General features: G+C 71.6%; 22 protein-coding genes and 1 pseudogene. 2 read left to right on the top strand and 21 right to left on the bottom strand.

Annotation, left to right across the window (positions count from 1 at the left end):
* Nucleotides 1-137: 137 nt before the first annotated feature.
* The 9 genes and pseudogenes from G569_RS0141445 to ffh form a co-directional block, all read right to left on the bottom strand.
* Nucleotides 138-503 (bottom strand): YraN family protein, encoded by a 366-nt coding sequence (locus G569_RS0141445; RefSeq protein WP_028067772.1) that lies wholly within the window; start codon nucleotides 501-503, stop codon nucleotides 138-140.
* A gap of 658 nt (nucleotides 504-1161) precedes the next feature.
* Entirely contained in the window at nucleotides 1162-1851 is a 690-nt protein-coding gene (rnhB, locus tag G569_RS56040) for a ribonuclease HII (protein WP_053227776.1), read from the bottom strand.
* Nucleotides 1799-2449: a signal peptidase I gene (gene lepB / locus G569_RS0141430; RefSeq protein ID WP_245602727.1), complete on the bottom strand. Its 651-nt coding sequence runs from the start codon at nucleotides 2447-2449 to the stop codon at nucleotides 1799-1801. Before lepB ends, rnhB begins: the two co-directional genes overlap by 53 nt.
* A gap of 163 nt (nucleotides 2450-2612) precedes the next feature.
* Nucleotides 2613-2963 (bottom strand): annotated as a pseudogene (gene rplS / locus G569_RS65810) (50S ribosomal protein L19); the annotation flags it as partial.
* A gap of 43 nt (nucleotides 2964-3006) precedes the next feature.
* A complete protein-coding gene (trmD, locus tag G569_RS56035) occupies nucleotides 3007-3690 on the bottom strand; it encodes a tRNA (guanosine(37)-N1)-methyltransferase TrmD (protein ID WP_053227775.1) in 684 nt (227 codons plus the stop codon).
* Nucleotides 3680-4153, bottom strand: coding sequence for a ribosome maturation factor RimM (rimM, locus tag G569_RS62060; RefSeq protein WP_306765401.1), 474 nt, complete (start codon nucleotides 4151-4153; stop codon nucleotides 3680-3682). The genes trmD and rimM overlap by 11 nt, the downstream gene beginning before the upstream one ends.
* A 4-nt stretch (nucleotides 4154-4157) precedes the next feature.
* Nucleotides 4158-4391, bottom strand: coding sequence for a KH domain-containing protein (locus G569_RS0141410; RefSeq protein WP_028067768.1), 234 nt, complete (start codon nucleotides 4389-4391; stop codon nucleotides 4158-4160).
* Nucleotides 4392-4401: 10 nt separating this feature from the next.
* Nucleotides 4402-4656: a 30S ribosomal protein S16 gene (gene rpsP, locus G569_RS0141405; RefSeq protein ID WP_028067767.1), complete on the bottom strand. Its 255-nt coding sequence runs from the start codon at nucleotides 4654-4656 to the stop codon at nucleotides 4402-4404.
* A 62-nt stretch (nucleotides 4657-4718) separates the two neighbouring features.
* On the bottom strand, nucleotides 4719-6050 hold the full coding sequence (gene ffh / locus G569_RS0141400; protein ID WP_028067766.1) for a signal recognition particle protein: 1332 nt from the start codon (nucleotides 6048-6050) through the stop codon (nucleotides 4719-4721).
* Nucleotides 6051-6081: 31 nt separating this feature from the next.
* Between ffh and sthA the strand changes: the two genes are divergently transcribed.
* A complete protein-coding gene (gene sthA / locus G569_RS0141395) occupies nucleotides 6082-7485 on the top strand; it encodes a Si-specific NAD(P)(+) transhydrogenase (protein WP_028067765.1) in 1404 nt (467 codons plus the stop codon).
* Between the two features lie 344 nt (nucleotides 7486-7829).
* Nucleotides 7830-8405, top strand: coding sequence for a TetR/AcrR family transcriptional regulator (locus tag G569_RS0141390; protein WP_028067764.1), 576 nt, complete (start codon nucleotides 7830-7832; stop codon nucleotides 8403-8405).
* Between the two features lie 67 nt (nucleotides 8406-8472).
* On the opposite strand, the gene G569_RS0141385 is transcribed toward G569_RS0141390, so the two are convergent.
* The 12 genes from G569_RS0141385 to G569_RS0141330 form a co-directional block, all read right to left on the bottom strand.
* Nucleotides 8473-9519, bottom strand: a complete 1047-nt coding sequence (locus G569_RS0141385) for an SPFH domain-containing protein (protein WP_028067763.1) — start codon at nucleotides 9517-9519, stop codon at nucleotides 8473-8475.
* A 10-nt stretch (nucleotides 9520-9529) separates the two neighbouring features.
* Nucleotides 9530-9961: an NfeD family protein gene (locus G569_RS0141380; protein WP_028067762.1), complete on the bottom strand. Its 432-nt coding sequence runs from the start codon at nucleotides 9959-9961 to the stop codon at nucleotides 9530-9532.
* 31 nt (nucleotides 9962-9992) lie between these two features.
* Entirely contained in the window at nucleotides 9993-10991 is a 999-nt protein-coding gene (ftsY, locus tag G569_RS0141375) for a signal recognition particle-docking protein FtsY (protein WP_028067761.1), read from the bottom strand.
* Nucleotides 10992-11239: 248 nt separating this feature from the next.
* A complete protein-coding gene (locus G569_RS65025) occupies nucleotides 11240-12058 on the bottom strand; it encodes a class I SAM-dependent methyltransferase (protein ID WP_053227773.1) in 819 nt (272 codons plus the stop codon).
* Nucleotides 12058-12420, bottom strand: coding sequence for a glyoxalase superfamily protein (locus G569_RS0141365; protein WP_028067760.1), 363 nt, complete (start codon nucleotides 12418-12420; stop codon nucleotides 12058-12060). Before G569_RS0141365 ends, G569_RS65025 begins: the two co-directional genes overlap by 1 nt.
* A complete protein-coding gene (locus G569_RS56020) occupies nucleotides 12417-12788 on the bottom strand; it encodes a hypothetical protein (protein ID WP_037502997.1) in 372 nt (123 codons plus the stop codon). The genes G569_RS0141365 and G569_RS56020 overlap by 4 nt, the downstream gene beginning before the upstream one ends.
* Nucleotides 12785-16120 (bottom strand): chromosome segregation SMC family protein, encoded by a 3336-nt coding sequence (locus G569_RS0141355; protein ID WP_028067759.1) that lies wholly within the window; start codon nucleotides 16118-16120, stop codon nucleotides 12785-12787. Before G569_RS0141355 ends, G569_RS56020 begins: the two co-directional genes overlap by 4 nt.
* A 4-nt stretch (nucleotides 16121-16124) precedes the next feature.
* Nucleotides 16125-16769: a ribonuclease III family protein gene (locus G569_RS0141350; RefSeq protein ID WP_245602770.1), complete on the bottom strand. Its 645-nt coding sequence runs from the start codon at nucleotides 16767-16769 to the stop codon at nucleotides 16125-16127.
* 196 nt (nucleotides 16770-16965) lie between these two features.
* Nucleotides 16966-17217: an acyl carrier protein gene (acpP, locus tag G569_RS0141345; RefSeq protein ID WP_028067757.1), complete on the bottom strand. Its 252-nt coding sequence runs from the start codon at nucleotides 17215-17217 to the stop codon at nucleotides 16966-16968.
* Nucleotides 17214-18245: a phosphate acyltransferase PlsX gene (plsX, locus tag G569_RS0141340; RefSeq protein WP_037503143.1), complete on the bottom strand. Its 1032-nt coding sequence runs from the start codon at nucleotides 18243-18245 to the stop codon at nucleotides 17214-17216. The genes acpP and plsX overlap by 4 nt, the downstream gene beginning before the upstream one ends.
* The gene (gene rpmF / locus G569_RS0141335; RefSeq protein ID WP_028067755.1) at nucleotides 18238-18438 is read right to left on the bottom strand and encodes a 50S ribosomal protein L32; all 201 of its coding nucleotides are present in this window, start codon (nucleotides 18436-18438) and stop codon (nucleotides 18238-18240) included. Before rpmF ends, plsX begins: the two co-directional genes overlap by 8 nt.
* A 32-nt stretch (nucleotides 18439-18470) precedes the next feature.
* Entirely contained in the window at nucleotides 18471-18989 is a 519-nt protein-coding gene (locus tag G569_RS0141330) for a YceD family protein (RefSeq protein ID WP_028067754.1), read from the bottom strand.
* Between the last annotated feature and the right edge of the window lie 4 nt (nucleotides 18990-18993).

Below are 18993 nucleotides of genomic sequence, written 5' to 3'. Positions count from 1 at the left end.
GTCGGCCGGGAGAGACGGCGGGCGGGCGGGGCGCGCGGTCAGCGCGGGAGCGGCGGCGCGCCGGGCGGCTGGGACGGACGCGACACCGGGGCGAGATGGCGCGGTAGCGGAGTGAGATGGCGTGGTCGTGGGGCGCATCAGAACGCGGCCTCCAGGTGGTCGAGGCGGATGAGGTCGCCCTTGGTGTCGAGGAGGACGGCGATGCCGTCGAAGCGCAGGTGGGGGCTGGAGGGGCGATCGGCGCTGTCCTTGAGCCAGGCCATCGCCATGCGGCGGACTTGGGTGCGTTTGCGCTCGTGGAGGCTCTCCCAGGGTTCCCGGGCGCCGGAGCGGCGGGTCTTGACCTCAGCGAAGACGAGGGTCTCGCCGTCGTAGGCGACGAGGTCGAGCTCGCCGAAGCGGGTCCGGTGGTTGCGGGCGAGGACCTGGAAGCCGAGGCGCTCGAGGTGCTCGGCGGCGAGATCCTCGCCTCGTCTGCCCGCCGTGTGCCGGACGTCTGTCATGGCCGGGCAAGCTATGGCCGGGGCCCGCTACGGCTCTACGCGTATTTGCGACGAAAGTGCACCAAATGTGTGCCTTTTGTGTGTCGGGTTCGCTGCGGGGCGGCGAGAGGTTGCCGGGTGCGCATGATGCGACGCGGTCGGCAGGCGGGGCCGCAAGCGTGACGGGTGACCGCAACGGCGCGCGGGCCGACGAGCCGGCCGGGAGAGAGGCACGGCGCAGCGGGCGGCACGGGCGGCGCGGCGCGCGAGGCGGTGCGGCGGCCCGAGGCGGCCCGGTGGCGGCGGCCCGAGGCGGCGCGATGCGGCGAGCCGCAAGGTGGCACGGCGCGCGCGGCGGCCGGGCGGCGCGCGGGGGCGCGGCGCGCACGGTGGCGCGGCGCGGCGCGCGTGGCGGCGGCGCGCGTGGCGGCCGGGCGCGCGCGGTGGCGCGGCGCGGCGCGCGCGGTGGCGCGGCGCGCGTGGCGGCCGGGCGCGCGCGGTGGCGCGGCGCGGCGCGCGTGGCGGCGGCGCGCGTGGCGGCCGGGCGCGCGCGGGGCGCGGCACGCACGGTGGCGTAGCGTGGCGCGGCGCGCGAGGCGGCGTTGCGCGCGCGGCGGCCGGGAGCGCACGGGGGCGCGGCGCGCATGGCGGCGCCGGCGCGCGGACTCGCGCGGAGTGGCTAGAGGGCGAGTTGTTGGTAGGCCATCGACTGGAACGACAGCCGATGGAGGGGTGAGACGCCGAGTTTCTCGATCGCGGCGCGATGTTCGGGGGTGGAGTAGCCGACGTGGGCGCCGAACTCCCAGCCCGGGTAGCGCTCTTCCATGCGTTGCATGAAGCGGTCGCGGGTGACCTTCGCGATCACGGAGGCGGCGGCGATTGCGGCCGAGGTGGCGTCGCCGCCCACGACGTGGCGCTGCTCGAAGCCGGTGGCGGGGACCGGGAAGCCGTCGGAGAGACAGATGCCTCCGGAGACGCCGACGCGGCGGAGCATGTCCGACAATGCCGCGAGGTTGGTCTTGTGCAACCCCCGCTCGTCGATGCCGCGCACGCAGCGCGACGTCACGGAAACGCGGACGGCGGCCCGCATGACCCGCGGGTAGAGCAGTTCGCGCATCTCCATCGTGTGCTGCTTGGAGTCGTTCAGCGCACTCAAAGAGCGGCGGTCCGACAGAGACAGGGTCTCGTAGTCGAACAGGACCGCTGCGGCGACCAGCGGGCCGGCGAGGCAGCCCCGGCCGGCCTCGTCCGCGCCGGCGACGAACCGGTAGCCGAGGCCACGGTCGAAGCGGAACAGCCGGGAGCCGGCCGACTTCTTAGAGGAGGCCGATGCGCTTCGGCGGCCAGTAGGTCGCGAAGGCTTGGCCAATGATCCACTTTTTGGGGACTGGTCCCCAGAAACGGCTGTCGTCAGAGGAGCCACGGTTGTCGCCCATCATGAAGTACATCCCGGCTGGAATCGTGATCTCGGTCGGGAAGTCGCAGCCTTCGCCCCCACCGCAGGGCTCGGCGAACGGCTCGTTCTGGAGCTTGCCGTTCAGCACGACCCTGCCGTTGTCGATCCGGAGCTTGTCGCCCGGGCCGGCCACGATGCGCTTGATGAAGTTCACGTCCGCGCGGTCGGAGGTCGGCTTGTCGCACGGCTGACCGGCGGGCGGCTGGCCGGAGCCGCAGGTGTTGTCCTGCTCGGCGCCGGCCGGCGGGTGGAAGACGACGACGTCGCCGACGTCGGGGTCCGAGAAGCGGGCGCCGATGCGGTTGACGAGCACCCGCTGGCCGACCTGGAGGGTCGGGACCATCGACTCGCTCGGGATCCGGTACGGCTTGACCAGGAAGGCTTGGATGCCCAGGGCCAGGCCGAGGGCAACCGCCACGATCATGATCAGCTCGAGGAGGGAGCCCGATGCCGAGGACGACCCCTTCTTGGTCGCCACCTTCTTGTACTCCCTAGCTTGCTTGCTCGTCACCGGTGGCCGCCGCAGCCTCGGCGTCCGGGGACGCGTCGGTCTCGACGACTTCGGCCTCGGCGAGCGCCTGCTCGTCGACGGCCTCACCGGGCACTTCGGCGTCGACCGCAGCCGCGGCCTCCGCCGCCGGGTCGTACAGGATGCCGCGCTCGACGACCTCCTCCGGACCGGTGTAGCGGCGCTCGCGGACGCGGGCACGCTTGCCGACGCGGCCGCGCAGGTAGTAGAGCTTCGCGCGCCGGACGTCACCGCGGGCGGCGACTTCGATCTTCTCGATCTTCGGCGAGTGAATCGGGAACGTACGCTCGACACCAACGCCGAAGGACTGCTTGCGAACCGTGAAAGTCTCACGGACGCCTTCGCCCTGGCGCTTGATGACGACGCCTTCGAAGACCTGCGTGCGGCGCCGCGTGCCCTCGATGACCTGGAAGTGGACCTTGACGCGGTCCCCGGCTTGGAAGCGGGGGACGCGGCGCAACTGATTGCGCTCGAGGGTGTCAATAACGGTGCTCATAAGCGATAAGAAGGCGCGCGAGGATCGGCCTCGCGGCGGTCGCTCATGGTAGCGGACGGCCGGCGCGCTTCCGTGATTGCTCGCGCCTCCACTCATCCACGCGGGCGTGGTGGCCGGACAACAGGACGTCCGGAACCGCCCAGCCACGCCAATCCGCGGGGCGGGTGTAGTGCGGATATTCCGGTGCGCCCTCCAGTGCCTCCGAGTACGACTCCTCGACGGCCGACGCATCCTTGCCCAGGACGCCCGGGAGCTTGCGCAGCACGGCGTCGAGCACGACCATCGCCGCGAGCTCTCCCCCGGCCAGCACGTAGCGGCCGATCGAGACCTGCTCGGTCACGAAGTGCTCGAGGATGCGCTCGTCGAAGCCCTCGTAGCGCCCGCAGAGCAGCGTGAGCTCGTCGCACGACGCCAACTCGGTGGCGAGGGCGTCGTCCAAGACACGGCCGGTCGGCGTCAAGGCGATGACGCGGCGGGAAGACCGCAAGGCCACGGGATCCTCCCCGTAGCGGTCACGCAGCGCCGCCTCCATCACGTCCACCCGCAGGACCATCCCCGCGCCACCGCCGAACGGCGTGTCGTCGACCTGCCCCCACTTCAGCGGCGTCGACGCCCGGAAATCCACCGTCTCGACCGAGTGGCCCAACGACAACGCGTTCTCGACGTGCCGCTGGGTCCGGAACCAGTCGAACGACTGCGGGAACAGCGTGAAGACGTCAGCCTTCACCGAGGAAGTCCAGGTCGATGTCGATGCGGCGCGCCTCGATGTCGATCGAGCGGATGCAGTCGCGCACCATCGGCACGAGCAACTCCGAGCCGTCGGCGCGGTCGACCTCCAGGACCTCGACGGAGGGCAGCGCGCTCATCTGGCGCACGAAGCCGACGACGACGTCGCCATCCACGACCGTGCAGCCCGCGAGGTCGGACGCCCAGTACTCGCCCTCCTCCAGCGGAGCCTCGGTTCGCGGGATCGTCAGCTCGTTGCCGCGCAACGCCAACGCGTCGTCGCGCGACGAGGACCCCTCCAACCGCAGGATCGGGCGCTCGGTCGTGCCGGCGCGCCGAACCACGCGGCGAGCCGTACCCAACACGAAGACGACACCGTCACCGCCCGGCAGCGCCGGATCGGGCTCGGCGACGTAGAAGGACCCGTCGAGACCGTGCGGGCGACCGATCCGGCCGACCCGCAGGTGATCACTCGACGATGTCGACGAGGACGCGGCGGTTGTCCTTGACCGCGGCGGCCTTGACGACCGTGCGGAGGGCTTGGGCGGTCCGGCCGCCTCGTCCGATGACCTGTCCGTAGTCATCCTCGTCCACGGAGAGCTCCAATACGAGCGTGCCGTCATCTTCCTCGAACTCCTCGACCTTGACCCCTTCGGGATGATCGACGAGTTGTTTAGCGAGGTACTCGAGCAGCTCGCGCAAAGGGAGCGCTTTAGCGGTTGGCGGGCTGAATGCCCTGGGTCTTGAGGAGCTTCTGGACGGGCTCGGAGGGCTCGGCGCCCTTGGAGAGCCAGTACTGGATTCGCTCCTCATTGAGGACGATGGTGGAAGGCTCGGTCTGCGGGTTGTACCGACCGAGGGTCTCGATGAACCGACCGTCCCGCGGGGAACGGCGGTCGGCGACGACCACCCGCCACTGGGGGTCCTTCTTCCCGCCGACGCGGGTGAGTCGCATGCTGACTGCCATATCGGCGCGGCAGGATAGCGGATCACCGCGGCGGGTCCGCCGCGAAGTGGGCGCGCGGTGAGCTAACGCTGTCTCATCAGCTGACCCAGGTCGGGCATCTTGCCCTGCTGGATCCCGCGCATGAGCTTGCGCATCTGGTCGAACTGCTTGACCAGCTGATTGACCTGCTGGACGGTCGTGCCCGAGCCCTTGGCGATGCGCAGGCGACGCGAGCCCTTGATCAGCTCGGGATGCCGGCGCTCGTACGGGGTCATCGACAGCACGATCGCCTCGACGCGATCGAGCTCGGACTCGTCGACGTTCATCTTCGAGAGCTGGTGGCCCGCGAGGCCCGGGATCATCCCGAGCAGGGACGTGAGCGGCCCCATGCGGCGGATCTTCTTGAGCTGGTCGAGGAAGTCCTCGAGCGTGAACTGGTTCTTCCGGAGCTTGCGCTCGAGCTCCTTGGCCTCGTCCTCGTCGACCTGCTGCTCCGCGCGCTCGATGAACGACAGGACGTCGCCCATGCCGAGGATCCGCTGCGACATGCGGTCGGGGTGGAACTTCTCGAAATCGCCCAGCTTCTCGCCCGTCGAGGCGAACAGGATCGGCTTTCCGGTGACGGCCTTGACCGAGAGTGCCGCGCCGCCGCGCGCATCGCCGTCGAGCTTCGAGAGGATCACGCCGTCGAACTGGGCGACCTCGGCGAACTGCTCGGCGACGTTGACCGCGTCCTGGCCGGTCATGGCGTCCACGACGAGCAGCACGACGTGCGGCTTGACGCGCTTCTTGATGTTCGCCAGCTCCTGCATGAGCGCCTCGTCGACGTGCAGGCGGCCGGAGGTGTCGACGATCAGGACGTCCTTGCCGTCGCGCTTGGCCTGGTCGAGCGCCCAGCCGGCGATGTCGACCGGGTCCTTGTCGGTGCCCTGCTCGTAGACGGTCGCGCCCGCCTGGGCGCCGACCTTGATCAGCTGTTCGACGGCGGCCGGGCGGTAGACGTCGCACGCGGCGACGGCGACCGAGGACTTGTTCTGCTCTTTGAGCAGCTTCGCCAGCTTGGCCGTGGCGGTCGTCTTGCCGGAGCCCTGCAGGCCGGCCATGAGGATCACGGTCGGCGGGCGCGGCGAGAAGGTGATGCCCGCGGACTGGCCGCCCATCAGGGCGGTCAGCTCCTCGTTGACGATCTTGATCACCTGCTGGCCCGGGTTGAGCTGCTTGGTGACCTCGATCCCCAGCGCGCGCTCCTTGACGGCGCTCGTGAACTGCTTGACGACCTTGAAGTTGACGTCGGCCTCGAGCAGCGCCAGGCGGATCTCGCGCATGGCCTTGTTGATGTCGTCCTCGGTCAGGGCGCCGCGCTGGCGTACCCCCGCGAGCGTCCCTTGCAGCTTCTCCGAGAGCGAATCGAACATATGAATTGAGACTGTAGGAGACTTCGCGCCCGTGGAGCTCGATCTTCTTGTCATCGGCTCGGGTCCCGGCGGTCAGAAGGCCGCCATCCAAGCAGCCAAGCTCGGCAAACGCGTCGCCGTTGCCGAACGCCGAAACCGCCTCGGAGGCGTCTCGATCCATACCGGGACGATCCCCTCGAAGACGCTGCGCCAGGCCACCCTGGAGCAGCTCGCCACGCGCCCTCTGGACGTGCTCGATCCGAGCCGGGTCGAGGAGACCGAGCGTGAGGCGATTCAGCAACTCCTCGACCGCGCGGCCGCCGTCGTCGCGGCCGAGACCGCGATCACGCGCGAGCAGTTCCGGCGCAACCACGTCGGGTTGCTGCCCGGTGATGCCGCGTTCGAGGACGATCACACCGTGCGCCTCGACGGCTCGGACGACCCGATCCGGGCCGCCCGCATCGTCATCGCCACGGGCACACGCCCCGCCCGGCCAGCCACGGTCGAGTTCGACGACCGGACGATCATCGACTCCGACGGCCTGCTCAAGCTCGAGAGCCGCGTCCCGCGCACGATGACCGTCGTGGGCGCGGGCGTGATCGGTGTCGAGTACGCGTCGATGTTCGGCGCGCTCGGGACCAAGGTGACCGTCGTCGACCAGCGCGACCGCGTCCTGAGCTTCCTCGACACCGAGATCGGCGAGGCCTTCCAGTACCTGCTGCGGCGCCGCAACGTCACGTTCCGGCTGCGCGAGAAGGTCGACGCCGTCGAGGCCCTCAAGGGCCGCGGCGCGCGGCTGAAGCTGGCCTCCGGCAAGGAGATCGTGTCCGAGACCGTGCTCTACGCGACCGGCCGCCAGGGCGACACGGACAAGCTCGGGCTCGGCGCCACCGGCCTGGAGTGCGACAAGCGCGGGCGGATCAAGGTCGACGAGGCCTACCGCACCGCGGTGTCGCACATCTTCGCGGTCGGCGACGTCGCCGGCGGCGCGGGCCTGGCCGCGACCGCGATGGAGCAGGGCCGGATCGCGGCGCTGCACGCGTTCGACCAGCCGGTCGCCTCGCTGCCGCAGCTGATCCCGTACGGCGTCTACGCGATCCCTGAGCTGGCGATGGTCGGGCGCACCGAGGAGCAGCTGACCGACGAGGCGGTTCCCTACGTCGCCGGGATGGCGCGCTTCAGCGAGCTCGCCCGCGGGGTGATCTCCGGCGACCGCGACGGCATCCTGAAGCTGCTCGTCTCCCCCGAGGACCGCTCCGTGCTGGGCGTGCACGTGCTCGGCACGAGCGCCACCGACCTCGTCCACATCGGGCAAGCCGTGATGGCCGCCGGTGCCGGCGGGCTGGACTTCCTCGTCACCGCGGTCTTCAACTACCCCACGTTCGCCGAGTCCTACAAGGTGGCCGCGCTCGACGCGGACAACCGGATCAAGGCGATGAAGGCCTTCGGGGCATGAAAAAGGGCGGCTCGGAGGCCGCCCTGATTCAAGGGGAGAGAGAGGAAGAGGTCGTTACGCCGCGGGCGTCTTGGGCGCCCGTGGCGTCGTGGCCTGCTCGGAGAGCCACTGGTTGATCAGTGCCGCGTCCGCGCGGTCGCGCAGCGTACGGCGGGTGGCCGCGACCAGCGGCCGGTTCCGGCGGTCGACCGGACGGGGAGCCCGACGACGGCCCTCCTGGGATGAGTCACGCGTGAGAATGGCGTTCGTCTTTCGGTCGTAAGGGATAAAATGGAGGACAGCCTCCACGTTTCCGGAGGCTTGCCTCCACTATAGCGGAGGCTATCCTCCACTCCGAGAAGAAAATGTCCGAGTCACCAACGCTCCTCCCCATCACCGTCCGCCGCCCGCAGCGCGCCGACGCGCGGCGCAACTTCGACGCCCTGATCGCGGCCGCGCGGGAAGTGTTCGCCGAGAACGGGACGGACGCGTCGCTGGAGGACATCGCGCGCCGCGCGAACGTGGGCATCGGCACGCTCTACCGGAACTTCCCGACCCGCCAGGACCTGTTCACGTCGGTCTACGTCGGCGGAGTCGAGGAGCTGTGCGACAGCGCCCGCCAGCTCTACGCGATGGAGCCGTGGGACGGCTTCGCCGCCTGGCTGGAGAACTTCACCGACTACGTGGCGACGAAGATGGCGATGAAGGAGGCCCTGAACAAGGACTCCGAGATGTTCAGCGCCTGCCGCGCCGCGATGTTCGACGCGAGCAAGCCGCTGTTCGCGCGCGCCCAGGCGTCCGGCGAGATCCGCCCGGACGTCGAGTTCGACGACGTCCTGCGCATGGTCTCAGGCATCGTCGCCGCCAAGTACGTCGACGACTCGCAGCGCGACCGCGTGCTGGCGATCGCGCTGGACGGCCTGCGGGCGAAGCCGGAGTAGGCGGCGCGCGGGCGGGCCGCGCGGGGGCGCGGCACGAGGCCGCGCCTAAGGTCGGATGATCGTGGGGCTAGGCGTCGGGCGCCGGCGGGCTGGGCGGCGGCGGGATCTCGCGCGGGACCGGCGACGTCGTCTCGTTGGCCAGCTCGGTCGCCTCGCGGGCGGCACGGGCGGCCTCTTCGGCGTCCGCGGCGGCCTTGGCGTCGATCTCGTCCATGTTGCGCGGGCGCGGCTTGGCCTTGGCCGGCACGCCGTCGGTGAAGCTCGAGACGACGTTGCCGAGCGCCTGCGAGAACTCCGACGGGATCACCCACACCTTGTTCGCGTTGCCCTGGGCGAGCTGCGGGAGCATCTGCAGGTACTGGTAGCTCAGGAGCGCCTGGTCGGGGGCGCCGTCGTGGATCGCGCCGAAGACGGTCTCGATCGCCTTCGCCTCGCCCTCGGCCTTGAGGATCGCGGCGGTGCGCGCGCCCTCGGCACGCAGGACCGCGGACTGCTTCTCGCCCTCGGCCGTGAGGATCTGGGACTGCTTGACGCCCTCGGCGGTGAGGATCGTGGCGCGGCGGTCGCGCTCGGCGCGCATCTGCTTCTCCATCGCCTCCTGGACCGTGCGCGGCGGCTCGACCGACTTGAGCTCGACGCGGTTGACGCGGATGCCCCAGCGGCCGGTGGCCTCGTCGAGCACGGCGCGCAGCGCGTTGTTGATCGAGTCGCGCGAGGTCAGCGTGTCCTCGAGGGTCATGCCGCCGATCACATTGCGCAGCGTCGTCACCGTCAGCTGCTCGATCGCCTGCAGTGGATTCGCGACCTCGTACGTGGCGGCACGAGGGTCGGTGACGGTGAAGTAGATGACGGTGTCGATCCCGACGACCAGGTTGTCCTCGGTGATCACCGGCTGCGGTGGGAACGAGACGACCTGCTCGCGGAGGTCGATCAGCGGCTTCACGCGGTCGATGTACGGCACGATCAACGTCAGCCCGGGCTCGAGCGTGCGTGAATAGCGGCCGAGCCGCTCCACGATCCCCGCCCGCGCCTGCGGCACGATCCGCACCCCTGCGGCGGCGGTGATGAACACGAACAGCGCCAGGACGATCAGAACGATCAAACCTGCGGTCATGCGGTCTCCCTCACTGGCTGACGAGCGCCGTGGCGCCCCGGATCTCGAGCACGTGGACCCTCGTCCCGGGTTCGATGACCTCGTCGTCGTCGAACGCCCGGGCGGTCCAGATCTCACCGTCGAGCTTCACGCAGCCCACGCCTTCGGCGTTCGCGATCCGCTCCACGACCATCGCGGTCTGCCCCACCAGCGCCGCGGTGTTCATCTTGACCTTGCCCTTGGTGCGTTGATGCTCGCGCGCGATCGGGCGCAGCGCCGCGAGCAGGACGACGGAGACCACCAGGAACGCCGCCCATTCGATCGTGGCCCCCGCTCCGAGCGCCGAGAGCACCGCGGCCACGGCCGCGCCGCCGGCGAAGGGCGCCAGGAAGAAGCTCAGCGTGGCCATCTCGCCGATTGCGAGCACCACCGCCGCGATCACCCAGAGCACCCACGGGTCCATGTTCCGATCGTATCTGCTGGATCGTCGCGTGTTACGCGGTCAGCAGGGCTTTCGCGAAGTCGTCGGCGTCGAAGGGCCGCAGGTCCTCCAACTGCTCGCCGATGCCGATCAATTTGACGGGGATCCCGAGCTCGTTGGCGATCGCGAGCGCGATGCCGCCCTTGGCCGTCCCGTCGAGCTTGGTGAGGATGATCCCGGTCACGCCGACGGCCTCGCCGAACAGCTTGGCCTGGCGCACGCCGTTCTGGCCCGTGGTCGCGTCGACGGTCATCAGGGTCTCGTGCGGCGCCTCGGGCATCTGCTTGGTGATGACGCGGCGGACCTTGGAGAGCTCCTCCATCAGGTTCGTCTGCGTGTGCAGCCGGCCGGCGGTGTCGATGATGATCACGTCCGCCCCGCGCTCGCGACCGCGCGCGATCGCGTCGAACGCCACCGCGCCGGGGTCCGAGCCCTCCGGGCCCTTGACGACGTCCACGCCCGCGCGCTCGCCCCAGCGCTCGAGCTGCTCGACCGCGGCGGCGCGGAACGTGTCCGCCGCGCCGACGACGACCGTCAGGCCGAGCGTGTTGCGCAGGTGCCAGGCGAGCTTGCCGATCGTGGTCGTCTTGCCGGTGCCGTTGACGCCGACGACGAGGATCACGGTCGGGTCCGGCCGCAGGTCGATCTTGTCGTCGCCCGTGCGCGCGAGCTTGGCCAGCAGCTCCGCGAGCCGGTTGGTGAGCGCCTCGCCGCCGACGAGGGACCCCTCCTCGGCCTCGCGCTCGAGCTCCTCGACCACCTGGGCGGTGGTGCGGGCGCCGACGTCGGCGTAGATCAGCGCCTCCTCGAGGCGCTCCCACGTGTCGGCGTTGAGGTCGCCGGTGAACAGGGTCGCCTGGACCTCCGCCTGCAGCGCCTCGCGCGTCTTGCGCATGTTGTCGCGCATGCGGCGGAAGAAGCCGCGGCGCCTCTCCTCGCGCTCAGGCTCAGACGGAGGCGGCGACGCGACGTGGGCGCCGAGCTCGAACAGGTCATACCAATCACGGGCCATAAGGTCCGGCGCAGGATATCCTCGGAATCCATGTCCGCTCTCGGTGATGCACGCGAATCGCTCACCTATTGGGAGTCTCGCCTGGAGACGCTCCCGCGGCGGGCGCTGCGCAAGCGGCGCGAGGCGCGCGCGATGGCCACGCGCTGGCGCGAGCGGGTGTGCGAGGCCGAGCGGCGGCAGTACGGCGCCGGGCTGCTGGGCGCGGTGCTGATGGTCGTCGCCGAGCGGCGGCTGCCGACCGAGACGCGTTACACGTCGCGGCGGGTCGCGCGGGTGGCTTCGCGGTTCGCGCTGGGCGCGTTCGCGCTGCTGGCGGCGGTGCTGGTGGTCGGCGGGGTGCTCGTGTTCGAGCTGCTCGCGGCGATCGTCCACGCGCTGTAGACGTCGATCGCGCGGACGACGCGCGTCAGCAATGGGACGAGGAAGCGCCCCGCGTGCGGGAACGGCACGCGGTGCAGGTCGCTGAGCGGGAGCGTGGCGAGCTCGCGCTTGTCGGCGCTCCAGGTCCAGGGCGGGGCCTCGTAGGCGTCGCGCTTCGGGCGGCGGTTCGCGAGCCAGGGCGAGACGACGTCGAAGACGACCTCCGCCGGCGGCATCCGCTCGAACAGGCCGTGGACCTCGTCGCGGGTCAGGTACATCAGCAGGCCCTGGGCGGTGATCAGGTCGGGCTTCGTGTGCGCCCAGGCGTCGACGTCGAGCGCGGAGGCCGTGATCGTCTCGCCTCCCAGGTAGCGGGAGCGGACCGCGATCAGGTCCGGCAGGTCGACGGTGATCCAGCGCACGCGGCCGTTGTCCACGCGGAACCGCTGGGTCTCGAGCCCTTCGCCGAGTGCGACCACCGTCGCGTCCGGCTTGTCGTGCAGGACGCGACGGATCTCGTTGTCGAAGGCGCGGACCCGCAGGCCCTGCCAGGTCGCGGTCTCTCCGCCGCCGAAGCGCGCTTTGAAGGGGTAGTCGATCTCGTCGACGAGCTCGATCGCCTTCGGGTCGTCCAGCACACCCTGCCGCGCCGCCAGCGAGCGGTGGTAGAGCGTCCAGAGCGCGGTCTCTGGGACGCCACCGAGCATCAGAGATGCATCGCCACGTTGATCACGGTGCCGTCGGGGTCCTTGACGAAGAACCGGCGGATGCCCCAGGGCTCGTCGGTGAGCGGGTAGACGATGTCCAGGCCGCGGCGGACCGCCTCCGCGTGGAGCGCGTCGACGTCCTCGACCTCCACGCTCACGTGCGCTTCCGAGATCCCGCGATCCTGGCCCGGGTTGTGCTTGTCGGCGAGGGTGATCTGCGCCGTGCGGTTCGACGGCGAGGCGAACATCGTGAAGCCGGGCTCGTCCATCGCCACGTCGAAGCCGAGGAAGCCCGCGTAGAACTCGCGGCTCTTCGCCAGATCGTCGGCCACCATGTTCGGGATCGCGCGCCGGATCGTCACTTGTGGACGCCGATCTGGCCGACGGCGCCGGTGAGCCCTGAGCAGCCGATACAGCCCACGCAGCCGTGGCAGTTGATGCAGCCGATGCAGCCGACGCAGGCGCTGCAGCCGACGTTGCCGATGCCGCCGACGATGCCGGCGGAGCCGACGACGCCGATCGAGAGCGCGACGCCGGCGCTCCCGACGACGACCGAGCTGCCCGCGACGCCGGCGCTGCCCGTCACGGCGGACGCGCCCGCGACCCCCATCGATCCGGCGACGGCGGCGGAGCCCACGACGCCGAGCGAGCCGACGACCGCGGTCGACGACGTGACGCCGAGCGAGCCCGCTACGTCCGAGGAGTCCGAGACGGCTTCGTCGTGCGTCATGCCGCCTGCTCCTCGACCGCCCGCGGAAGTTTGCGCGAGATGACCTTCGACACCCCGTTGCCCGCCATGGACACACCGTACAGGCTGTCGGCGGCCTCCATCGTGCGCTTCTGGTGGGTGACGACGATGAACTGCGCGCGGTCGGAGAACGAGCGCAGCACCTTCAGGAAGCGGTCGATGTTGAGGTCGTCGAGCGCGGCCTCGACCTCGTCGAGGATGTAGAACGGCGACGGGCGGGCGAGGAACACCGCGAACAGGAAGGCGAGCGAGGTCATCGTCTTCTCGCCGCCCGAGAGCAGCGTCAGGCGCTTGGTCGACTTGCCCGCGGGCGTGATCTCGATCTCGACGCCCATCTTGTCGTCGGGGCCGTCGCCGGTGTTCTCCTCGGGGTCGGGCTCTTCGGGCGCCTGGGCCTCGTCGTCGCCTGCGCCACCGAGGACCGGGCGCGGGCCGGAGTCCTCGCGCACGAGGCGCAGGTTGCCGCGGCCGCCCGGGAACAGGTGGCCGACGACCTCCTCGAAGTTCTTGGCCGCGGCGGCGAAGGTCTCCTCGAAGGCCTCCTTGATCCGGCGGTCGGTGTCGCGGATGAGCTGCTGGAGCTCCCTCAGCGCCGTCTCGAGGTCGTTGCGCTGGCGCTCGAGCTCCTCGACGTGCTCGAGGGCCTCCTTGTACTCCTCCTGCGCGAGCGGGTTGACGGGGCCGAGCCCGTCGCGGCGGCGCTGGAGGCGCTCGATCCGAGTGGTGAGCGTGTCGCGCTCGCTGTCCGGGAGCGCCTCCGCCGACGGCTCGGGCTCGAGGCCGAGCTTGGTCGCGAGGCGCGTGAGCTCCTCCTCGGCGTCCTGCGCGTGGTCGCGCGCCTGCTGGGCCTTGACCTCGCCGCGGGTGACCTCCTCCCCGCGCTGCTTGAGCCGCTGGTGCACGCGCGACTCCTCCGCCGCGCACTCGCGCAGCTCGGCGGTGAGCTTGTCGGCGGCGGCGCGGTCGGCGGCGAGCTCGGCCTCGAGCACCTCGACGCGGGTCTTGATGACCTCGCCGGTCGCCCGCAGCGCGTTCGCGAGCCGGTCGGCGACGGGCTTGAGCGCCTTGTCGCGGGCGAGCCGGCGGCGCTCGTGCTCGAGCCGGCGGGCGCGCTCCTGCCGTTCCCGGTCGGCGCGCTCGGCGAGTCGCTGCTCGGTCTTGATCGCGGACTCGACCTGCGCGCGACGCTCGGCGCTCGGGCCTTCGTCGGGGGCGCTGCGGCGCTGCTGGATGACCCAGCGGGCGTGGCGCTCGGCCTCGGCGGCCTCGTCGCGGGCGCGGGAGGCGGCGCGTGCCTCGCGGTCGATCGCGTCGCGCGCGGCGTCGGCCTCCGCGACCTTGGCCTGTGCCTGCTCGACCTCCGCCTGCGCGGCACGCTCGGCCTGGGCGGCCTGCTCGACCTGCTCGACGAGCGCGTCGCGGCGGTTGCGCTCGGCGAGGACCCGATCGGCGCCGCCGGGCGCGACCTGGCGGAGCTCGCGCGTCGAAGGCGACCACACGCGCCCGTCCTTGGTGACCGCGACGCCGTTGAACACGGGGTCGACGGCATTGACGTCCTCGACGACCCACACGTCCGCGAGGACGAGCGCGGCGAGGCGCCGCGCCGCGTCGTCGCCGGCGGGCGTGACGTGGGCGGCGAGGGGCTCCGCGCCGGGCGCGGGCGGAGAGGGCGCGTCGGCGGGCGGTGCGGTGGCGGCCTGCGGCGCGGCGGCGGCGGGCGGCGAGGCGCCGGCGTCGGCGGGCGCCGCGTCGGCGGGCGCCGCGTCGGCGGGCGCGGCGGCGGTGGGCGCCGCGGCGGCGGGCGGCGCCGCCGGGACGATCAGGGCCGCGGCGCCATCCTTGCCCGCCTTCGCCAGCAGGGCGGCGCCCGCTTCGAGGTCGGAGGCGACCGCGGCGCGCATGCGGGGGCCCAAAGCGGCGGTGAGCGCCAACTCGTAGCCGGGGGCGGCGGCGAGGAGGTCGGCCATCGCCTTGGCGCCGCCCGGGGCGCCGGCGTTGGCGCGGAGGAACTGGTTGGCCTTGGCGAGCTCGGCGCCGATCCTCGCCGACTCGCGGCGGGCCAGTTCGGCGGCCTTGTCGAGCTCGCGGCGGGCCTTGCGGGCGGCTTCGGCCGCTGCTTCGCCGGCGGACCGGCGTGCCGCGGCGGCGCCGGCGGCCGCGGCGCGTTCGGCGACCAGGGCGGTGGCGGCCTCGCGGCGTTCCTCGAGTTCGGCGAGCTCGCGCTCCAGGCGGGCCTTGTAGTCGTCGGCGAGCTCCGCGAGCTCGGCCTGCAGGGCGGCGATGCGCTCGGCCGCGCCGTCGTCGCCGGTGTCGGCCTCGGCTTCGGCCTCCAATCGCTGGATCGAGGAGCGGCGGCGGGCCGCGCGCTCCTCCAGCTCGCCGACGGTCCGCAGCGCGGCGTCCAGCCGCATGGCGATCCGCTCGCCCGAGGACCGCGCGGAGTAGAAGCGCGAGGACAAGGCCTCGCGCTCGGACGAACGCGAGGAGAGCGCCTCCTCGGCGGCCTCGCGGCGCTTGCCGACCGCTTCCAATTCGGTCTCGGTCGCCGAAGCGGCGGCGCGAGCGGCCGCGACCGCCTGCTCCGCGGCCGCCAGCGCGGCGCGGGCGACGCGGGAGCCGTCGCGGGCCAGCGTCCAGCGCGCCTCGTCCATCTGGCGCTCGATGCGGGCGTGCAGCTCGGCCGCCTCCGCCTGGCGCTTCAACGGCTTCAGCCGCGTCCGGGCCTCGCGCTCGACGTCGAGTGCGCGGTCGAGGTTGTCCTGCGTGCGCTCCAGCTTCAGTTGCGCGCGGCGGCGGCGCTTGCGGTGCTTGCCGAGGCCGGCCGCTTCCTCGATCAGCATCCGGCGATCGCGCGGCTTGCTCGTGACGATCTCCGCCACGCGGCCCTGCGAGACGACCGAGTGCATCTCCTTGCCCAGGCCGGTGTCGCTGAGGATCTCGATGACGTCCGACAGCCGGCACTTGGCGCCGTTGATGCGGTACTCGCCCTCGCCGGCGCGAGTCAGCCTGCGGGTGATCGCCACCTCGCCCACCGGCAGGTCCAGCGTCCCCGACGCGTTGTCGAGCACGACCTCGACCTCGGCCTCCGAACGCGCCTGAACGCCGTGGGCGCCGGCGAAGATCACGTCCTGCATCGAGGCGCCGCGGACCGCGACCGGCGACTGCTCGCCCATCGCCCAGAGCACGGCGTCGGTGATGTTGGACTTGCCCGACCCGTTCGGCCCCACGATCACCGACACGCCGGGCGAGAACGTCAGCCGCGTACGGTCGGGGAAGGACTTGAAGCCCTTCAGGGTGATCGAGCTCAGGTGCATGGACCTAGGGAGCCAGTGACTCCAGCGCCGCCTCGGCCGCGGCCTGTTCCGCGTCCTTCTTCGAGCGCCCGGAGCCGCGGGCGAGCTCCTCGCCCTCGACGACCGCCACGACCTCGAAGGTCCGCTGATGCGGCGGGCCTTCCTCGGCGGCGATCTCGTACGCCACGACCGTCCCGCGCCGCGCCAGCCGCTCCTGCAGCGCCGACTTGAAGTCCGCGGGCTGCGTCAACGCCTGTTCGATCTCCGGCGTGAACGCCTCGACCACCGCGTCGGCGACCTCCAGGTAGCCGAACTCCAGGTAGCAGGCGCCGATCACGGCCTCGATCACCGATGCGAGCACGCGCTCGGTCTGCGCGAGCTGCTCGGTCGCGGGCCCGGCGACCGACTCGGGCGCCGCCAGCCGCAGCCGCTCCGGAATCCCGAGCCGCTCGGCGACCGCCCGGCACGAGCGCCCGGAGACCGCCTGCGCGCGGATCTTCGTCAGCCGGCCCGCCCCGTACGCGTCCGCCTCCAGGCGCGGGTACAGGTGCGTCGTCACCGCGAGCGACAGCACGGAGTCGCCCAGGAACGCGAGGCGCTCGTAGGAGTCCGCCCGACGCTCGGTCCAGGACGAGTGCGTGACCGCCTGCCGGGCGAGATCGTCCGGCAGGGACTCGAGCAGGTCGTGCAGCTTGCGCAGCGCTAGTGCCTCGATTCAGAATTTCGCGGGCACCTAGCGGACGCCTCGTCGCGCCTGACGGCCGCCGGCGATCCCGCACGTACACCCGGTATGCACCGGATCGCCGGCGACCGCCGGCCACGACGATGCGGGCCGCTATGCGCGCGCGAACTTCCGACTCGCGACACTAGGGCCTCGACGGGTTGCGGGCCAGGACGAAGTCGATGGCTTGCGCGACCGTGTGGATCTGGGCGGCCTCCTCGTCGGACATCTTCACGCCGTACTGGTCCTCCAGCTCCTGCACCAGCGTGTAGAGGTCCAGCGAGTCGGCGGACAGGTCCTCGCGGAAGTGCGTGGACTCCTGGATCCGGGCAGGGTCGAGCTCCAGCTCGTCGGCCAGGTGCTCGCGGATCAGCTCGAGGACTTCGTCGCGCGTCATGACTCCTCCGGCACGCTAGCCGCCGGGTCGGACGCCTTCCGCAGCGCCCCGGCCGCCTGCAGCCGCGCGTGGGTGCGCCCGGCGACGTCCTCGCGCACGCCGCGGGCGGCGACCTCGATCGCCCGCTGGAAGCCCAGGGCGCCGAACGAGCCGTGCGGCACGACCCCCAGCTTGCGCAGCCCGAGGAGCACCGCGCCGCCCTGTTCCTCGGGCGAGAGCTCGTCACGAAGTCCCCGCAAAGCGGGACGAAGCAGCATCCCGCCGAGCTTGGACCGCCACGACGAGAGCGCGACCGTGCGGACGGCGCCGAGCAGCGCGCTCGAGGAGCCCTCCATGACCTTCAGCGCGACGTTGCCGGTGAAGCCGTCGGCGACGATCACGTCGGCTTCCCCCGTCCCGATCGCGAAGCCCTCGACGTTCCCGATGAAGTTCAGCCCGGGCGAACCCTGCAAGGACGCGTGCGCGGCGACGACCGTCTCCGGCCCTTTCGAAGCCTCCGTCCCGTTCGACAAGAGCGCGACCCGCGGGGACGACACGCCACCCACGGCCTCCATGAACGCCGCGCCCATGTGCGCGAACTGGACCAGGTGCTCGGGGCGGACCTCGACGTTCGCACCCGCGTCGAGCAGGAGGAACGGCTTCCCCGGCACGGGGATCATCAGCGCCAGCGCCGGCCGATGGACCCCGCGCGCGCGTTTGAAGGTGAACAGCGAGGACGCGAGCGCAGCACCGGTCGAGCCGCCGCTCACGAGCGCGTCGGCCTCCCCGTTCGCGACCGCGGTGACGGCCTGCACGATCGAGGACTCGGGCGTGCGACGGACCGCGCGCGCCGGGTCCGGGTCCTTGGCGATCGAGACCGGCGCATCGACGACCGACACGCCGTCGGGAACGGCTCCGATCTCCGTCGCGGGACCGAAAAGGAGCACGCGGACGCCACCCGCAGCAGCGCGAGCAGCCCCGCGAGCGACCTCAGCGGGGCCCAGGTCGGCCCCGTTGACGTCTACCGCGACGGTGACTTGATCAGTGATCGTGATCGTGGTCGTGGTCGTGCACGTGCACGACCTCGCGACCGCCGTAGAACCCGCAGTGCGGGCACACGCGATGCGGACGCCGCGGCCGGCGGCACTGCGGGCAGCCATTCACCGTCGGAGCGGTGATCTTGTGCTGCGCGCGTCGCTGCGCGGTGCGCGCGTGCGACTGCTTCTGCTTGGGGACGGCCATAACGGCGGGGAAGGATAGCGACCGGCGGGCCGCTACTCGAACTTGATCTCGGACAACTTCGACCAGCGCGCGTCCGGCTCGGCCTCGTGGGCGTGGTCCGGGTCCTCATTGAGGTTCGCGCCACACTTCGGGCACAGGCCCGCGCAGTCCACGCGACACGTGAGCTGGGCCGGGAGCGCCAGGGCGAGCGCGTCGCGCGCCCACGCCTCGAGGTCGAGCCCGTGCTCGCCCATGTACGGCGATCTGAGGTCGTCGTCGCCCGCGCCGGGCTGGTGGACCTCGTAGGAGTCGACGTCGAACTGCGGCGTCGCGTCCTCCAGGCAGCGCATGCAGGGGCCGTCGAGCGTCGCGGAGAACCGCAGGCGCAGGGCGTAGCCGTTGGCCGTGGTGCGTGAGATGTCGACGCGCGCGGGCACCAGCTCCGGGTCGACGGCGTAAGTGGAACCGCCGTATTGGAGCGGGTCGACGTGGACGTGGAGGTCCAGACGCCGGCCCTCGCCGGAGGTGAGCCCGAGCCGCGACAGATCGTAGATATCTGTGCGCTGAGGCATTGCC

The organism is Solirubrobacter soli DSM 22325, assembly GCF_000423665.1.
Lineage (GTDB): Bacteria > Actinomycetota > Thermoleophilia > Solirubrobacterales > Solirubrobacteraceae > Solirubrobacter > Solirubrobacter soli.
This window is presented reverse-complemented; position numbering and strand designations above follow the sequence as displayed.